The sequence below is a fragment of the Actinomycetospora chibensis genome, from assembly GCF_028737215.1.
In the GTDB taxonomy this organism is placed as follows: domain Bacteria; phylum Actinomycetota; class Actinomycetes; order Mycobacteriales; family Pseudonocardiaceae; genus Actinomycetospora; species Actinomycetospora chibensis.
Map to the genome: position 1 here is coordinate 61,631 of NZ_JAQZAM010000017.1, position 16,920 is coordinate 78,550.

Genomic DNA, 16,920 nt, shown 5'->3' on the forward strand with positions numbered 1-16,920 from the left:
GGAGACCGACTCGCCGATGACCGATGGGCGACCGCCGCTGTGGCTCGACGGCACCTCGCTGTCGGCCCGCGACGTCGCCGCCGTGGCCCGGACCCTCGGGCCGACCGACGTCCACCTCGACCGGGCCGCCCTCGCCCACGTCGCGCGCGCCGCCCGCCTGGGCGCGGACCTCAGCACCCGCCGGGCGGTCTACGGCCGCACCACGGGGGTCGGGGCCAACCGCGACGAGCACGTCGGAGACGACGCCGAGCCCGCCGACTCCGCCGGCTCTGGTGGTCTCAGCGGCTCTGCTGGTCTCACCGGCTCCGCCGGCTCTGCTGGTCTCACCGGCTCCGCCGGCCACGGCCTCCGCCTGCTGCGCAGTCACTCCGGCGGCGCGGGCGACCAGCTCGATCCCGAGCTCGTCCGCGCCGCGATGCTCATCCGGCTCAACCAGCTCCTCACCGGCCGCTCCGGGGTGTCGCCGGGGCTCGTGCACGCCCTCGCCGACGCCGTGCGCACCGGGGCCCGGCCCGTCGTCCACCACCTCGGCGCGATCGGCACCGGCGACCTCGCCCCGCTCGCCCAGATCGCGCTGGCGCTCGCGGGGGAGGGGGCGTGGGACACGGCGCCGCCCGTGCCGGAACCGGTCGCCGTCGACGCCGGCGACGCGCTGGCGTTCGTCTCCAGCAACGCGGTGACGCTCGCCGAGTCCGCGCTCGCCGCCGGCACCCTCGACGTCGTCCTCGCCTCGAGCCACGTCGTCGCGGCCCTGTCCTACCTCGCGCTCGACGGCAGCCCCGAGGCCTACGCCGACCCGGTGCACCGCGCCCGGCCGCACCCCGGCCAGGTCCGCTGCGCCCAGCGGATGCGCCACCTGCTCGGCATGGAGCGGACCCCTCCCAAGGGCCGCCGCATCCAGGACCCGTTCGGATTGCGCGCGTTTCCTCAGGTCAACGGCCCGGCGATCGACGCCCTGGACACGCTGCACCGGGTGCTCGACGTCGAGATCAACGCCGGGGCGGAGAACCCGATGATCGCCGTCGCCGAGGACGACGTGTACCACCACGCGCACTTCCACACCGCCTACGTCGCGGGCGCGCTCGACCACGTCCGCGCCTGCATCCACGGCGTCGCCGAGCTCTCGGCGGCCCGTCTCGGCGACCTCGTCGAGCCCGAGCAGACCGGCCTGCGCGCGTTCCTCGTCGACGGGCCGCCCGGCAGCTCGGGGGTGATGATCCTCGAATACATGAGCCACGACGCGCTCGCCGCGCTGCGCCAGGTCGCCCTGCCGGTGACCTTGGGCAGCGCCGTCGTGTCCCGCGGCCTGGAGGACCACGCGAGCTTCTCCACCCAGGCCGCTCGGGCCACCACCGAGGTGGCGATCGCCTACACCCGTGTCCTGGCCTGCGAGCTCGTCGCCGCCGTCCGGGCGCTGCGACTGCGGCGGCAGAACGCCGGGGTCCCGGCCGCGGGTACCGGGCCCGCCCCGGTGGAGGAGGCGCTGGCCCGCGCCGAGGAGGTGCTCGACCCGCGCACCGAGGACCGGCCGCTGGCCGACGACGTCGCCGTCGCGGTCGACCTCCTGCTGGACCCGACCTGGGCGCTGGTCTGAGAGGGCGTGTCCCGCACCGTCGGACACCGGTCTCGACGCACGGCATCCCCGCCCGCTATCGACGTACGGCGGGGGGCGTCCGCACGTCGATGGAGGCCGCCCGTGCCCGACTACTCGATCCGTCCGCTGTGCTTCTCCCACGTCGACCTGCCGCGGGAGTTCTTCGGCGGGGTCCCGATCCACAGCGGGGAGGGCGTGTCGGCCTCGCCGATGATCTACGTGCTCGTCAGCGGACAGGACGACGCCGGCGTCGTGCACCACTACCTCGTGGACGCCGGGTTCCACGCCGACAAGTGGATCCACCGCTTCGGGTTCTACGACTGGGAGCCGCCGGAGACGGTGCTGGGCAAGGTCGGGGTGAGCCCGGAGCAGATCGAGAAGATCTTCCTGACCCACATGCACTTCGACCACGCCAACAACGTGCGGGCCTTCGAGAACGCCGACGTCTTCGTGCAGTGGGAGGAGTACCAGGGCTGGCTGAAGGCGCTGGCGCTCCCGGATCTCTACACCCCGCTGGGCGAGGAGAGCTGGATCACCTCGTCGTTCGACCGCGACGACGCCCGCGTCTTCGGTGAGCTGGCGCGCGACCACCGCCTGAAGTTCGTCGGCGACGACGACGAGCTCGCCCCCGGCATCCGCGGCCATCTCTCGAAGGACGGCCACACCTTCGGCACCCAGTGGATCTCCGTGGACACCTCCGGCGGGCGCTACGTCGTCGCCGGTGACGCGGTCATGTGGTACTCGAACGTCGAGGAGATGTGGCCGAGCGGCTACACGAACGGCAACACCTACTCCATGCTGATGACCTACGGCGAGATTCATCGATACCTGGGCGGCGAGCTCGACCGGATCGTCCCGGGCCACGACACGCTGGTGTTCGAGCGGCACCCCAGCTGGACGGTCGGCCCGAACGAGGTGGCCGAGGTGCACGTCGCCGGGTGGGACACCTCGCTCCGTCCGACGACCTGATGCCTGGAGGACCCATGGACGTGTCCTGCGCCTTCCCGACCGCCCTGAGCTCGCCCGACGACATCGCCCTCGCCGAGTCCCTCGGCTACGCCCGCGCCTGGGTCTACGACACGCCCCAGCAGAGCCCCGACGTCTGGATGACGCTCGCGCTGGCCGCGGAGCGCACCGAGCGGATCGGCATCGGGCCGGGCGTCCTCATCCCGAGCCTGCGCCACCCGATGGTCAACGCCGCGGCCACGGCCACGCTCGTCGACCTCGCGCCCGGCCGCGTCGCGGTCGCGTTCGGCACCGGCTTCACCGGGCGCCGCGCGATGGGCTACGGGGCGATCACCTGGAAGTTCATGGACGCCTACATCCGCGCCTACCGCGACCTGCTGCGCGGCGAGGTCGTCGAGTGGGAGGGCACCCGGATGCAGATGCTGCACCCGGACGGCCACGCCCCCGCGCGGCCGGTGGAGGTCCCGATCCTCGTCGGCGCGCTCGGGCCGAAGGGCCACGCGGTCGCACGCGAGCTCGGCGACGGCCTCTACGCGACGCTGCAGGTGCCCGACTTCCTCGGCGAGTACTCGTGGGTGCCCTATCTGTTGTGGGGCACGGTGCTCGACGAGTCGGAGGGCGCGGACTCCGCGCACGCCCGGGAGGCCGCCGGCCCGGGGTGGGCTCTGGCGTACCACGGCGCCTACGAGTTCGGCGGTCCCGACGCCGTGCGCGGGCTCCCCGGCGGCGACGCGTGGATGGACGTCGTCGAGTCCGCCCCCGAGGGCGAGCGGCACCTCGCGGTCCACTCCGGCCACTGCGTGGAGCTCAACAAGGCGGACGAGGCGGCGTGGGCCGCGGGCGGCCACGCGATGCTGCGCGACGCGACGATCACCGGGACCGGCGACGAGGTCAAGCGCCGTCTCGACCAGCTCGGCGAGCAGGGCGTCACCGAGGTGGTGTTCCAGCCCTGCGGCTCCGACACCCGCCGCGAGCTGGAGCGGTTCCTGGAGGCCGCCACCTCGTCCTGAGCACGTCTCTCGGGAGTGACGTCAGCGTCCGGCGGTCTCGGAGAGCGCGTCGGCCCTCTCCCGCAGCACGGTCTTCTGCACCTTGCCCGTGGCGTTGCGGGGCAGGGCGTCGACCACCGCGAGGCGGCGCGGGCGCTTGTACCGGGCGAGGTGGGCGAGGCAGTGCTCCTCGAGCGCGGCGAGCGTCGGAGGGTCGGCGGGGTCGGCGGGGACGACCACCGCGAGCGGGGTCTCGCCCCACCTCTCGTCGGCGACGCCGATGAGGGCGACGTCGGCGACCTGGGGATGCGCGGCCAGGACGTTCTCGACCTCGGCGCAGTAGATGTTCTCGCCACCCGAGATGATCATGTCCTTCTTGCGGTCGACGACGTAGTAGTAGCCCTCCGGGTCCTGCCGGACCAGGTCGCCCGAGTGGAACCACCCGCCCCGGAACGCCTCGGCGGTCTCGGCGGGCTTGTTCCAGTAGCCGCTCATCACCAGGGGCCCGCGGTACACGATCTCGCCGACCTCGCCCGGGGCGACGTCGTTCATGTCGTCGTCCACCACCCGGACCTCGACGTTGATCATCGGTGTCCCGACCGAGCCGATCTTCCGCACCGCGTCCTGCCCGCGCAGGGTGGTGGTGACGGGGCTGCACTCGGTCTGGCCGAACGAGCTCACGATCTCGGCGTCCGGGAAGCTCGCGCTCAATGTGCGCAGCAGGCCGGTCGAGGCCGGGGCCGCGCCCCACCCGCATTTGCGCAGCGCCGAGAGGTCCCGCTCCCGCGCGCCCACCCGCTCGCAGATCGCCGCCCACTGCGCGGGCACGAAGAAGCACGACGTGACCCGCTCCCGCTCCAGGACCGTGAGCGCCTCCTCGGGGTCGAACCCGCCCGACGGCGGGATGACGGTGGTCCCGCCCGCGAACAGTGACGGGAGGAAGCCCGCGACGCCCGCGATGTGGAACAGCGGCGTCCCGGAGAGCCAGACGCTCGGCCCGCCGGGCCCGCCCAGGTGCATGGTCGACGAGAACGCGTGCAGGTAGAGGTTGCGATGGGTGAGCATCGCGCCCTTGGGCGCCCCGGTCGTGCCGGAGGTGTACATGATGAACGCGGTGGCGTCGTCCGGGACGGCGAGCTCGCGGTAGGTCGGGTCGGCGGCGGCGAGGACGTCCTCGAGGTCGCCGCCGATGGTGATCGTCCGGCGGACGGCGGGCGCTCCGTCCCGGGCCGCGGCCATCAGGTCCGCGGTCGCCGTGTCGGCCACGGCGACCACCGCGCCGGAGTCGACCAGCGCGTAGGCGACCTCCTGCGCCGCGAGCCGGAAGTTGACCGGCACGCAGATCGCGCCCGTGCGCAGGACGGCGATGTAGGACTCGAGCAGGTCGACGCCGTTGAGACCCAGCACCGCGACGCGGTCGCCGGGCTCGACGCCCTCGCCGGCCAGCGTGGTGGCCAGCCGGGTGATCCGGTCGTGCGAGCGGGCGTACGTCCGGCGCTCGCCGGTGGTGGCGTCGACGACGAACTCCGCCTCCGGCGTCACGCGCGCCCAGCGGGCCAGGATGTCGCTGAGGGTCATGCCCCGGCCGGTGATGGACCCCGTCGTCATGCACGAATCTTGAACGGCGGCCACGGCAGCGTCCATGCTGCGGGCATGGCTTTCCCCGCGCCGTCTCCCGCGGACGACCTCGCGGCGCTGGAGCCGCTGCTGGCCGGCCTCCCCGGTGCGGTCGTCGCGTTCTCGGGCGGGGTCGACTCGTCGGTGGTCGCTGCCGTCGCGGGCCGGGTGCTGGGGGAGCGGGCGCTCGCCGTGACGGCCGTGTCGCCCGCGCTGGCGACCGGGGAGATCGAGGCGGCGTCGGCCGTCGCGGCCGCGATCGGCGTGGCGCACCGCGTCGTCACCAGCACCGAGCTCGAGCGGGAGGGCTACCGGCGCAACGGCCGGGACCGCTGCTACCACTGCAAGACCGACCTCTACGACCGGCTGACGACGATCGCCGGCGACCGGGTCGTGCTCTCCGGTGCGAACGCCGACGACCTGGGCGACTGGCGGCCGGGGCTGACCGCGGCGGCCGAGCACGGCGTCCGCCACCCGCTGGTCGAGGCCGGGCTGGGGAAGGCGCGCATCCGGGCGCTGGCCGAGCTCCTGGGCCTCCCCAGCGCTGCCAAGCCGGCGTCGCCCTGCCTCGCGTCGCGGATCCCGTACGGCACGACGGTCTCCGCGCCCGTCCTCGCACAGATCGACCGGGCGGAGGCCGCGCTGCACGAGCGGGGCTACGCGGTCCTGCGGGTGCGTCACCACGGCGACCTCGGCCGCGTGCAGATCGCCGGCGACGAGCTGGGTCGCGTCGACGAGCCGGGGGAGCGGGCCGCCGTCGAGGCCGCCGTACGCGCGGCGGGCTACCGCGAGGTCGAGATCGACCCGCATCCGTTCCGGTCGGGATCGCTGAACCTGGAGATCACGCCGGCGTGAGCGAGCCCCACGACGCGCTCCCCGACGGCGGGCGCCGGGCCCGCACCGGTGTCCCCGAGGTGGTGTTCGCGCAGGGCAAGACGCCCGAGCGCACGCTCGCGCTCCTCGCCGAGCTCCGCCGCCTCGACCCCGACGGCCCGGCGCTGGCGACGCGGTGCCCCGACGAGGTGCTCGACCGCGCCCCGGACGCCTTCGACGACGTCACCGTCGACCGGGTCGGCCGCACCGTGACCGTCGGGGCCCTCCCGCCCCCGGTCGGCGACGTCGTCGTTCTCACCGCGGGCACCACCGACGTGCCCGTCGCGCGCGAGGCCACGGCGACCCTCGCCGCCCTCGGCGTGGGCGCCCGCCTCGTGGCCGACGTGGGCGTCGCCGGCCTGCACCGCCTGCTGTCGCGGATCGAGGACATCGGCCGCGCCGACGTCGTGATCGCCGTCGCCGGGATGGACGGGGCGCTGCCCGGCGTGGTCGCGGGCCTGGTCCCGGCCCCGGTGATCGGGGTGCCGACGAGCATGGGCTACGGCGTCGCGGCCGGCGGCCGGGCCGCGCTCGCGACGATGCTCGCCGCCTGCAGCCCCGGGGTCGTCGTCGTCAACATCGACAACGGCTTCGGCGCAGCGGCCCACGTGGTGAAGATCGTGCACCGTGGTTGATTCCGTCGCCTTCGTGGACGCGTCGTCGGGCGTCGCCGGCGACATGCTCCTGGGCGCCCTGCTCGACGCGGGCGCCGATCTCGACGCGGTCCGCGACGCCGTCGCCTCGCTGGGCGTCCCGGGTCTGTCGGTCGACGTGCTCCGGGAGCGCCGCGGCGGGTTCGCGTGCGCCCGGGTCGTCGTCGGCAGCCCGGCGGTCCCGGACCGTGAACGGCGCCTCGCCGACGTCCTGGAGCTCCTCGACACCGCCCGCCTGCGCCCGCCCGCGCGACGGCTGGCCGGGGAGGTCTTCAGGCTGCTGGCCGGGGCGGAGGGTGCGGTCCACGGACTCGAGCCCGGCGAGGTGCACTTCCACGAGGTCGGAGCCTTCGACGCCCTCGCGGACGTCGTCGGTGTCGCTGCTGCCTGCGACGCGCTCGGCCTGCTCGACGACGGTGCCGCGACGTGGTGCTCGCCGCTCGCGGTGGGACACGGGACGGTCCGCAGCGCCCACGGCCCGCTGCCGGTGCCCGGCCCCGCGGTGCTGCGTCTCGCCGCGGACGCCGGGCTCGAGCTGGCGGGCGGCGAGCTGGAGGGCGAGCGCACCACCCCGACCGGCGCGGCGCTGGTCGCCGCCCTCGCCACCCCCGGGGCGCTGCCCGACATGCGGGTCACGGCCGTCGGCGTCGGCGGCGGGCGCCGCGATCCCGCCGACCGGCCCAACATCACCCGCGTCGTGCTGGGGCGGGCCGCCGCCGACGCCGGGCAGCGGGGACGCGACGAGGTCGTGGTCGTCGAGGCCACGGTCGACGACCTCGACCCGCGGCTGTGGCCCTCGGTGCTCGCCGCCGTGCGGGCGGCGGGCGCCTGGGACTGCTGGACGACGCCCGTGGTCGGCCGGCACGGACGGCCCGGTCAGGTGCTCTCGGTGCTGTGCCCCGAGGCGGCCCGGGAGGCCGTCGTCCAGGCGGTGTTCCGGCACACGAGCACCTTCGGCGTCCGCTGGTCGCGCTGGGAGCGGGCGACCGCGCGGCGCCGGTCGGTGCCGGTCGAGGTCGGCCCGGCGGGCGCGACCCGGGTGGTCACGGTGAAGGTCGCGGAGGACCCCGACGAACCCGGGGACCCCGGGGCGCCCCTCCCTCTCGCGACCCCCGAGCTGGCCGAGGCCGAGGCCGCCGCGGCGGTCCTCGGGTGGCCGGTCCGGGCAGTCCTGGAGGCGGCGCTGGCGGCGTACCGGGGACGGGCCTGAGCGCTCAGGCGCTCCGGATCTCGATCTCGGGGGCGAGCCGCAGGGTGTTGGTGACGTAGCAGACCCGCTCCGCCGCGGTGATCAACCGGGTGAGCTCCTCGCCCTGCGGCGCGTCCGCGTGCACGGTGATCCGGATCGCGACGAACCTCGGGCCGTCGTACGTGCCGGTCGCGTCGACGCACAGGCCGCGCAGGTCGATGTCGCGCTTGGCGGCGCTGTGGGCGACGGCCAGCGTGAAGCACGAGGAGACCGAGGCCAGGAGGAGCTCCGTGGGCTGGGGTCCCCGGCCGGTGCCGCCGGCGACGGAGGTGGGCTCGTCGACCGTGAGGGGGAAGCCGCCGGCGTCCACCGAGCAGCGCAGGCCCTCCTCCCAGACGGCCGAGACGGTGCGCTCAGCCACGGTGCAACACCGCTGCAACACCGGTGAGGAAGGTGGCGGCCATCACGTTTCCTTCGACGGAGTGGGGGATCGGCCCATGAGCATCGACAGCGTGGCGCACCCGGTGGTCGTGCCGCTGGTGGGCCGGCCGCCGTCCACCGGGCCGGCCACGGAACCCCCTGCCGCAGGAGCCTGGGCGCCGGGCGTCGAACGATGCCGACCGGACCGGCGCACCCGCATCCACCACGACCGGCTGCTGCGGGTCGAGGACGACCCCGACGAGGTGATCGAGCTGCTCGAGCTCGCCGTCACCTGGGGCGAGCTGGACTACTCCGAGAGCGACGTGGTCCCGCCGGAGGCGTGGATCGACTTCGCGGCCGGCCACCGGTGGCGCCACCCGGAGCGCGTGCTGCGGCTGTTCTCCGTCGCCGCCGACGTCGCCCTGCGCGGCCCCCACCTCGCGCCGGATCACGTCCCCGCGCCCTGCACCGGCGTCGACGCCGTCCGGCGCGACCTCGCGGCGTCCGACCTGCTCGCCGGCGAGCTCTGAGCCGCTCACCGGCCGGTCCGGGGGAGCCGGGTCACCGCGCGCCGCGTGAGGTCGTAGGCGGTCGCCACGGACCCGCCTCGGCGCAGGTCGATCCGCCCGGTGTCGTCGATGCGCCCGACGACCGCGGCCTCGAGGCCGCGCGCGTGGAACGGGCCGAGGGCGTCGTCCTCGCATCCGGGCGGGACGCAGAGCAGGAAGCCGAAGCTCGGGAAGCACGTGAGCCACGCCGCGGTGTCCACGCCCCGCGGCGCCGGCAGGACGTCGAGGTCGATCTCCACCCCGAACGTCCCCCACTCCAGGAGCATCGCGAGCGAGCCGACCAGCCCGGCCATGCTGATGTCCTTCGCCGCGACGGCGGCCCCGCTGCGGGCGAGCGCCGGCAGCAGGCGGACGTCGTCCGCGCACCGTTCTCCGCGCTGCTCGAACGCCGGGAAGAAGGGGAAGTCGGGACGCATCGCGCCGTCGGTGGCCGCCGCGACGACAAGGCTCTGCCCGAGCTCCACCCGCGTCATCGACAGTGTCCCCTCGGCCCCGCCCACCCCGCCCACCTCGCCGAGCCCGAAGGCGGAGATCGAGGGCTCGCCGTCGTGGCGGGTGAGGTGGCCGCCGACGATCGGGACCCGGAAGAGCCGGGAGGCGTGGCGCATCCCCTCGAGGGCAGCCCGGGCGGTCTCCTCCGAGGCCGCGACCGTGTTGACGATCCCGAGAGGCTCGGCGCCCATCGCCACCACGTCGTTGACGTTGGTCAGCACGGCCGCGAAGCCCGCGGCCCGGGGGTCGTGGGCGACGAACGGGGGCCACAGCGCCTCGCCGCAGGCGACCACCGAGCCCCTCGAGGTGCGCACGACGGCCCCGTCGTCACCCGGTCCGCTGGTCCAGTCGGTGTCTCCGAGGACCTCGCCGACCAGCCCGATCTCGGTCTTCGCGAGCAGCCCGGGGTGCTCGGCCACGACCCGGACGATCTCGTCCAGCTCGCTCGTCACGGTCGTTCCCACACCGCACCTCCTCGATCGTCTCGCATCGTAGGCGTACATCTACTATCTGATCTACCATCGACGGCCATGGGCCCCGCGAGCTTCCTGACATTGCTGTCCCGGCCGCCCAAGCCCCGCTCGTCCGGGCTCACCCACGTCCTCGACACGGGCGTGACGCCCGCCGTCGCGGCCGATCTGCTCGCCGGCACGGCCCCGTACGTCGACATCTGGAAGACCGGATGGGGCACCGCGTACCTCGACGACCGGATCGCGGACAAGCTCGCCGTGCTCGCCGACCACGCCGTCGCGTCGTGTCTCGGAGGCACGCTGCTCGAGATCGCCTGGGCCCAGGGGGCGGCGGAGGCGTGCCTCGCGTGGGCGGACGAGGCCGGGTTCACCCACGTCGAGGTGTCGCGGGGCACCGTGCCGATGGCGCTCGACGCCAAGCACGAGCTGGTCCGGCGCGCCGCCGACCGGTTCGTCGTGGTCACCGAGGTCGGGGCCAAGGACCCGGCCCAGCAGCACACCCTCGCGCAGTGGGGCGACGAGGCGGGGCAGGACCGGGACGCCGGCGCCGCGCTCGTGGTCGCCGAGGGGCGCCAGAGCGGCACCGTCGGGATCTACGACGGCGAGGGGACGGTCCGCGAGGACGTGGTGGACGAGATCGTCGACGCCGTGGGCCTCGACCGCATCGTCTTCGAGGCCCCCCGCACCGCGCAGCAGGCGTGGTTCGTCCGGCGCTTCGGGCCCGGGGTGAACCTGGGCAACGTCGCGCTCGACGAGATCCTCTCGGTCGAGACGCTGCGGCTGGGCCTGCGCTCGGACACCGCCGAGGTGTCCCTGCCCGTCACCATGGAGCCCGTGCGGTGACGGGCACGCCCAACCGCATCCCCGGGCGCTACCGCGGCGTCGCCGTCGCGCGGTACGACGGGCCGCTCGACGAGGCGTCCCTGCGCGAGCACCACCTCGGGCGCGAGGCCTACTGGAAGACGCGGTTCCTCGTGGTCCGCCCGCACGACGACACCGACGACCGCGTCGCGCTGCTCGCCGTCGCGCGGGACCCCGGCGACGCGCTCTTCAGCCCGATCACGGCGGTCGAGCTGCTCGCGGGCCCCGACGAGTGCGTGTTCGTGCACCGCCCGGACGTCGACACGGCGATCCCGTCCGCACTGGTCGCGGTGGCGGCGGAGGTCCCCGGCGCGCGCGCGGTCGTGGTGCAGGGCCGCTACGAGCACGTCAACTTCGTGGTCGACCCCGACCCGCTGCGGGTGGTGGTGCGCGAGGTGGTGCCGCCCCACCCGGCCAAGCTCGCCGACCAGGCCCGCCGGATCGTCGACGTCACCGAGACCCTGCGGCCGCTGCGCCTCGAGAGCGAGGTCGTCGACCTGGCCGACCTCGCCCACCGGCTCCCCGCCGAGCACTACCTGCTCCCGTGCCGCGGCGGGGGGAGCGAGATCCCCGGCGCCACGGTGTCCTACCTCGACGAACGACCCGAGCCCGCCGACTGGACCCTCGTCGGCTGCGAGCGCTCCCGCCAGATTCACCGGTGGTTCTACGGCCGCGACGCACCGCAGGTCGACTTCTGCCCGAAGGTGGACCCGTCCGCCGCCGGCCCCGGTGCCCTGCTGACCAAGTGCTGCCTGCAGCAGGAGGAGCTCGACGAGGGGGTCGCCGACGGTCCGGACGGGCCGACGACCTGGGTCTCGGTGCCCTGGGGGGCCTCTCTGGAGCACGTGCGGGAGGCGCTGGGCCGGCTCGCCGAGCTCGCCGAGACCCAGGGGGCGGCGCCGTGGTCACCCGCCTGACCGACTCGCCGGTCTACGCGCACCTCTGGTCCACTCCGGAGCTCGAGGAGCTGCTCGGGGAGACCGCCCGCTGGCAGGCCTGGCTCGACGTCCTCGTCGCGCTCGCCCGCGTGCAGGCGCGCCACGGCCTCGTCCCGTCCGAGGCCGCCGAGCAGATCGCCGCGGGGGCCCGCGCGGAGGCGCTCGACCTGGACCGGGTCACGGCGGGAACCCGGTCGACGTCGCACTCCACGCTCGGCCTCATCCGGGAGCTGCAGCGGGTGCTCCCGGAGTCCGCGCGCGAGCACGTCTACGTCGGCGCCACCGTGCAGGACGTCAGCGACACGTGGTTCGGCCTGCTGATGCGCGACGTCGGGGCGATCGTCCGGCGCGACCTGCTGGCCCTCGAGGCGACGGTGCTGGACCTCGCCGAGCGCCACCGCGACACGGTGATGGTCGGGCGCACCCACGGCCAGCCCGGCGCCCCGATCACCTTCGGCTTCAAGGCCGCGTCCTGGGCCGACGAGCTGCGCCGCCACCTCGACCGTCTGCGCGAGGGCCGTCCGCGGTGGGCGGTGGGCCAGCTCGCCGGCGCGGTGGGCGCGCTCGCGTTCCACGAGGCCGAGCTCGACCCGCTCGCGCTGCGCCGGGACTTCTGCGCCGAGCTCGGTCTGGGCGATCCGGGCGCGTCCTGGCTGACCAGCCGCGACCGCGTCGCCGAGTTCGGGCACGTCCTGGCGCTGGTGTGCGGGACGCTCGCGCGCATCGGGACCGAGGTCTACGAGCTCGCCCGCCCCGAGATCGGCGAGCTCGCCGAGCCGACCACCGCGACGGCCGTCGGCAGCATCACGATGCCGCACAAGCGCAACCCCGAGGTCGGCGAGCACCTCGACACCCTCGCCCGCCTCGCCCGGTCGTCGGCCGGGGTGCTGCTCGAGGGCACCGTCGTCAGCCACGAGCGCGACGGCCGCGGGTGGAAGGCCGAGTGGGTCGCCCTGCCCGAGGTCTGCCTGCTGGCCGGGACCGCGCTCGGGCTCGCGCGCACCCTGCTCGCGGGTCTCGAGGTCCACGACGAGGCGATGGCCGCGAACCTCGAGCGCTTCGGCGACCGGCTCACCTCGGAGCGCGTGCTCGCGGGGCTGTCCGGGCGCCTCGGCAAGCACGCCGCCCAGGACCTGCTCCAGGGCGTGCTCGCCGGCGGCGGTGACGTCGTCGACGGGGTCGTGGCGCGCGGGGTCGCGTCGGCCGACGAGGTGCGCGGGTGGATGGCGCGCGCCCCGGTCGCCACCGCGGGCCGGATGGTCGACGAGGTGGTGGCGCGGGCCCGCGAGGCCCGGGCGGGGGAGGGCGTGTGACCTGGCTGCCCCGGCTCCCGCCCCGCCTGCTGCTCGGCACGCTGCCGACCCCGCTGGTGGACGCGCCGCGGCTGCGCGCGGAGCTCGGGTGCGGGCCGCTGCGGATCAAGCGGGACGACCTCGCCGGCTTCGGGATCGCCGGCAACAAGACGCGCCCCCTCGAGTACCTGCTGGGCGATGCGCAGGCCCACGGCGTGGACGTTCTGGTCACCGGCGGCGGCCCGGACTCGAACTTCGTCGCGGCGGCGGCGATGGCGGCGCGGGTCGCGGGCATCGCGTGCGAGCTGGTGGTGTGGGGCGGCGCGTCCCTGGGCCCCACCCCGAATCTGGCGCTGGCGGAGGCGGCCGGCGCGCGGCTCGTGCCGCTGGGCGACGACCGGCGGGAGCGCGTCGACGTCGTCGTCTCCGAGCGGGCCGCCGAGCTCCGGGCCGCGGGACGCCGGCCGTTGGCGGTGCCCCGCGGCGGCTCGACCCCCGTCGGCGCCGCGGGCTTCGCGCGGGCCGCCGCCGAGCTGCTTGACCAGTGCGTGCGCCTCGACGGGGCGTTCCCCGCGTCCGTGGTGCTCCCGCTGGGCTCCGGCGGCAGCACCGCGGGCCTGCTCGTCGGCCTCGCCGCGGCCGGCGCCGACACGATGGTGCTCGCGGTGTCGGTGAGCCGGCCGCCGGAGGAGATCACCCCTACGGTGCTGGACCTCGCGCGCGCCTGCGCCGCGGCCCTGGGCACCGCGCCGCCGCGGGAGGACCGTCTCGAGGTGGTCGACCACCGGGGACCCGGCTTCGGGCGCGCGTCGGCCGCCGACCGGGCCGCCGCGGCGACGGCGCTGTGCACCGAGGGACTGCTGCTCGACGACACCTACGGCGCCAAGGCGTTCGCCGTCGCCCTCGCGCGCCTGCGGGCCGGGCTCGTTCACGAGGGGCGGCCCGGGCCCGTCGTCCTCTGGCACACCGGCGGCGTCGCGTCCGCCCTGACCCACCTCGGCGAGCCCGTCCCCGCCACGACAGGAGCACCATGACCGCTCGTAGCGTCCGCGAGTCGGGCCCCCCGCGGACGGCCGCGGCACCCGAGCTCGTCGACTCCGGCTTCGCGCTGGAGAACGCCGACGCCCCGTTCCTGCACCGCGGGCTGAACCTGGCCGACATGGGCCACGTGCTCGACCTCGCGCGCCGGGGCCTCGTGCCGGACGACGCCCGGCAGGCGGTCCTGGCGCTGCTCCTCGAGGCCGACGCGACGCCGCCCGAGGACTTCCCGTACGACCCGGAGCTGGGCGAGCCCTACAACTCGCGCGAGGCCTACTTCGTCTCCCGGATCGGCGACGCCGCGGGCTGGCTGCACGCCGGGCGCCCCCGCCGCGAGGCCGTGCGGATCGCGCTGCGCCTGCACATCCGGCGCCAGATCGTCGAGCTGATCAGCGACACCGCGCGCTTCGGACTCGCCGCCGTCGACCGCGCCGAGGAGCACGCCGAGACGGTGATGCCGGACCAGACGTACCTGCAGCACGCGCAGCCCTCGACGTTCGGGCACTACGTCCTCTCGTTCGTCTACTCCGCGGTGCGCGACGCCGAGCGGCTGCTCGGCGAGCTCGACTGGGTCGACGCGAGCCCTGGCGGCGCGGGCTGCGTCAACGGCACCCGGCTGCTCACCGACCGCGAGTTCATCGCGAGCACGCTGGGCTTCTCCGACGTCATCGAGCACACGCGCGACGCGATGTGGCAGGTCGACGGGCTGATCGCCGTGCTCGCGACGTCGTCGAGCCTGCTGACGACGTTCTGCAAGCTCGCCGAGGACCTCGAGATCTGGTCGTCGAGCGAGTTCGACTACGTCGACCTCGACGACGGCTACACCCGCGCCAGCGTCCTCATGCCGCAGAAGCGCAACCCCTACGCCCTGTCGATCATCCGGGGCGCGTCCGGCGTGCTCATCGGGCGGCTCGCCGGGTTCCTCGCGGTGACCAAGAGCCCCTCGGCCCGCAGCGACAACCTGATCTACGCCTATGGCGAGGTGCCTCGCGCGCTCGACCTGGCCGTCCGCATCGCCCGCCTCTCGGCCGGCGTGGTGCGCACGCTGCGGGTGAACAAGGACCGTCTCGCCGAGGAGGTCCGCGGCGGCTACACCCAGGCCACCGACCTCGCCGAGTACCTCGTGCAGTCCTGCGACGTCGACTACCGGACCGCGTACCTGATCGTCGGACGCACGGTGCGGGCGGCGAGCCGCGCCGGTGTGCGCGGCGTCGCCATCACCGGCGAGATGATCGACGAGGCGGCCGTGGAGCACCGCGGCACGCCGCTCGGGGTCGCCGGTCGCGACCTGTCCGCCGTGCTGGACCCGTGGCAGATCGTGCTCTCGCGCGATGCCCGGGGCGGGGCGTCGCCGGACGCGCTGGCCCGCATGACGACGAGCCTGCGCACCCGACTCACCGGTCTCGCGGCGTCCGCCGCCGACCGGCTCGCCGGCTACGACACCGCCGAGGACGCGCTCCTCGCCGCAGCCCGGCAGGGCTCAGGCCCGCACCCCTCAGGCCCGCACCGCTCAGGAGGAGCACGATGAGCACCACCCTCCCCCCGATCGTCCTGCCCGACGAGGTCGCGGTGGTCAACGTCGGGCTGCCGATGTTCGCCGACGCGGTGCGCGCCCAGGGGCGTCCGGTGGAGCACGTGGACTGGCGCCCGCCGGCCGGCGGGCGGCCGGACGCGGTCCAGGCGCTGACCCGGCTCTACGCCGGCCGCGGCGCGGAGATCGACGCCGCCAACGCCGAGGTCCTGCGCCGCCTCGACACCGGCGTGCCCTTCCTCGTCGGGGTCGCCCCGGCCGGTGAGGTGGTCCCGGGCGTCTCCGATGCCGCCGGCCGGGTCCTCCTGCACTGCGGCCCGGCGATCGGGTGGGAGCAGGTCGCCGACCCGCTGCGCCGCTCGATGCGCGCCGCGACGGTGGCCGAGGGCTGGGCCGCCGACACCGCCGAGGCCGACGGCCTGCTCGCCTCGGGGGCGGTGCGCCTCGAGCCGGCGAACCTCCACGACACCGTCGTCCCGATGGCCAGCGCGATCGGGCCGACCGCGCCGGTGCTCGTGATCGAGATGTCGACCGGCGACGGGATCGTCCGCACGTTCGCGCCGATCAACCAGGGACCCGGCGAGGTCCCCTGGTTCGGCCGCGACACCGACGCCGCGATCGCCCGGCTGCGCCTGCTGCGCGACGTCGCCGGCCCCGCCGTCGCCGCGATCCTGGCGCGCACCGGGTCGCTCGACATCCTGGCGTCGGCGGCCCAGGGCATCGCGATGGGCGACGACCTGCACATGCGCACCCAGGCCGCGACGAACCTGCTGGTCCGCACCTGGCTGCCGCACATCGCCGCGCTGCCCGAGGACTCCCGCCAGGGATTCGCCGACTTCCTCGGCGGCAACCACCTGTTCTTCCTCACCCTCGCGATGGGCGCGGCCCGCGCGCTCACGGAGTGGGCAGGCCAGGTGGAGGGCTCGAGCATCGTCACGACGATGTCGCGCAACGGCACCACCTTCGGGATCCGCCTCGCCGGCTCCGACCGCTGGTACGTCACGGATTCCCCGCCGGTCGGCGAGGCCCTGTACTACTCGGGCTACGGCCCGGACGACGCGGCGCCGGACATCGGCGACAGCGCCGTGCTCGAGCTCGTCGGGCTCGGCGGGCCGGCGGCGGGGAACTCGCCGGCGGTCGCCGCGTTCCTCGGCGGCTCGATGGCCGACGCCGCCCGGGCCACCGAGCTCTTCCGCCGCATCTGCGTCGGCGCCAGCAGCCGGTTCACGCTGCCCGCGCTCGGGTTCAGCGGGACACCGGTGGGGGTGGACGTGCGCGCGGTGGTCGAGCTCGGGATCACCCCCAAGGTCACCACCGGCATCCTCGCGGCGCACTCGGGGGTCGGGCAGGTCGGCGCCGGGGTCGCCACGGCGCCCCTGGACTGCTTCGTCGAGGCGCTGCTCGACCTGGCCGGCGAGGAGGATTAGC

At 75.3% G+C, this 16,920-nt stretch carries 16 protein-coding genes; 13 read left to right on the forward strand and 3 right to left on the reverse strand.

Annotated elements, in window-relative coordinates; all coding sequences use genetic code 11:
• Nucleotides 1–16 precede the first annotated feature (16 nt).
• From PH189_RS23595 to PH189_RS23605, 3 genes are all read left to right on the forward strand, one after another.
• A complete protein-coding gene (locus PH189_RS23595; protein ID WP_274191339.1) occupies nt 17–1,594 on the forward strand; it encodes an aromatic amino acid ammonia-lyase in 1,578 nt (525 codons plus the stop codon).
• A gap of 102 nt (nt 1,595–1,696) precedes the next feature.
• Entirely contained in the window at nt 1,697–2,563 is an 867-nt protein-coding gene (locus tag PH189_RS23600; protein ID WP_274191278.1) for an MBL fold metallo-hydrolase, read from the forward strand.
• Nucleotides 2,564–2,577: 14 nt separating this feature from the next.
• Complete coding sequence (locus tag PH189_RS23605) at nt 2,578–3,570, forward strand: LLM class flavin-dependent oxidoreductase (protein ID WP_274191279.1); 993 nt, start codon at nt 2,578–2,580, stop codon at nt 3,568–3,570.
• A gap of 21 nt (nt 3,571–3,591) precedes the next feature.
• On the opposite strand, the gene PH189_RS23610 is transcribed toward PH189_RS23605, so the two are convergent.
• Nucleotides 3,592–5,157 carry a long-chain-fatty-acid--CoA ligase gene (locus PH189_RS23610; protein WP_274191280.1) on the reverse strand — a complete coding sequence of 522 codons (1,566 nt, stop codon included), beginning with the start codon at nt 5,155–5,157 and terminating at the stop codon, nt 3,592–3,594.
• A gap of 45 nt (nt 5,158–5,202) precedes the next feature.
• Here PH189_RS23610 and larE point away from each other — a divergent pair, with 45 nt between their 5' ends.
• From larE to larC, 3 genes are read left to right on the forward strand one after another with little or no spacing between them, the layout of a single operon-like run.
• A complete protein-coding gene (gene larE / locus PH189_RS23615) occupies nt 5,203–6,021 on the forward strand; it encodes an ATP-dependent sacrificial sulfur transferase LarE (protein ID WP_274191281.1) in 819 nt (272 codons plus the stop codon).
• The gene (larB, locus tag PH189_RS23620; protein WP_274191282.1) at nt 6,018–6,674 is read left to right on the forward strand and encodes a nickel pincer cofactor biosynthesis protein LarB; all 657 of its coding nucleotides are present in this window, start codon (nt 6,018–6,020) and stop codon (nt 6,672–6,674) included. Before larE ends, larB begins: the two co-directional genes overlap by 4 nt.
• Nucleotides 6,667–7,902, forward strand: a complete 1,236-nt coding sequence (larC, locus tag PH189_RS23625; protein WP_274191283.1) for a nickel pincer cofactor biosynthesis protein LarC — start codon at nt 6,667–6,669, stop codon at nt 7,900–7,902. Before larB ends, larC begins: the two co-directional genes overlap by 8 nt.
• Nucleotides 7,903–7,906: 4 nt before the next feature.
• On the opposite strand, the gene PH189_RS23630 is transcribed toward larC, so the two are convergent.
• The gene (locus PH189_RS23630) at nt 7,907–8,302 is read right to left on the reverse strand and encodes an OsmC family protein (RefSeq protein WP_274191284.1); all 396 of its coding nucleotides are present in this window, start codon (nt 8,300–8,302) and stop codon (nt 7,907–7,909) included.
• 76 nt (nt 8,303–8,378) lie between these two features.
• Here PH189_RS23630 and PH189_RS23635 point away from each other — a divergent pair, with 76 nt between their 5' ends.
• Nucleotides 8,379–8,831, forward strand: a complete 453-nt coding sequence (locus tag PH189_RS23635; RefSeq protein WP_274191285.1) for a hypothetical protein — start codon at nt 8,379–8,381, stop codon at nt 8,829–8,831.
• Nucleotides 8,832–8,836: 5 nt separating this feature from the next.
• On the opposite strand, the gene PH189_RS23640 is transcribed toward PH189_RS23635, so the two are convergent.
• Nucleotides 8,837–9,826, reverse strand: a complete 990-nt coding sequence (locus PH189_RS23640; RefSeq protein ID WP_274191286.1) for an AIR synthase related protein — start codon at nt 9,824–9,826, stop codon at nt 8,837–8,839.
• Between the two features lie 66 nt (nt 9,827–9,892).
• Between PH189_RS23640 and PH189_RS23645 the strand changes: the two genes are divergently transcribed.
• The 6 genes from PH189_RS23645 to PH189_RS23670 are packed head-to-tail and all read left to right on the forward strand — an operon-like array spanning nt 9,893 to nt 16,919.
• Nucleotides 9,893–10,675, forward strand: coding sequence for a phosphosulfolactate synthase (locus PH189_RS23645; RefSeq protein ID WP_274191287.1), 783 nt, complete (start codon nt 9,893–9,895; stop codon nt 10,673–10,675).
• Entirely contained in the window at nt 10,672–11,610 is a 939-nt protein-coding gene (locus tag PH189_RS23650; protein WP_274191288.1) for a DUF7714 family protein, read from the forward strand. Before PH189_RS23645 ends, PH189_RS23650 begins: the two co-directional genes overlap by 4 nt.
• Nucleotides 11,595–12,944 (forward strand): class-II fumarase/aspartase family protein, encoded by a 1,350-nt coding sequence (locus tag PH189_RS23655; RefSeq protein WP_274191289.1) that lies wholly within the window; start codon nt 11,595–11,597, stop codon nt 12,942–12,944. The genes PH189_RS23650 and PH189_RS23655 overlap by 16 nt, the downstream gene beginning before the upstream one ends.
• Nucleotides 12,941–13,957 (forward strand): 1-aminocyclopropane-1-carboxylate deaminase/D-cysteine desulfhydrase, encoded by a 1,017-nt coding sequence (locus PH189_RS23660; RefSeq protein ID WP_274191290.1) that lies wholly within the window; start codon nt 12,941–12,943, stop codon nt 13,955–13,957. Before PH189_RS23655 ends, PH189_RS23660 begins: the two co-directional genes overlap by 4 nt.
• Entirely contained in the window at nt 13,954–15,489 is a 1,536-nt protein-coding gene (locus PH189_RS23665; RefSeq protein ID WP_274191291.1) for an argininosuccinate lyase, read from the forward strand. Before PH189_RS23660 ends, PH189_RS23665 begins: the two co-directional genes overlap by 4 nt.
• Nucleotides 15,486–16,919 carry an oxamate carbamoyltransferase subunit AllG family protein gene (locus PH189_RS23670; RefSeq protein WP_274191292.1) on the forward strand — a complete coding sequence of 478 codons (1,434 nt, stop codon included), beginning with the start codon at nt 15,486–15,488 and terminating at the stop codon, nt 16,917–16,919. The genes PH189_RS23665 and PH189_RS23670 overlap by 4 nt, the downstream gene beginning before the upstream one ends.
• The last annotated feature ends 1 nt before the right edge of the window (nt 16,920 follow it).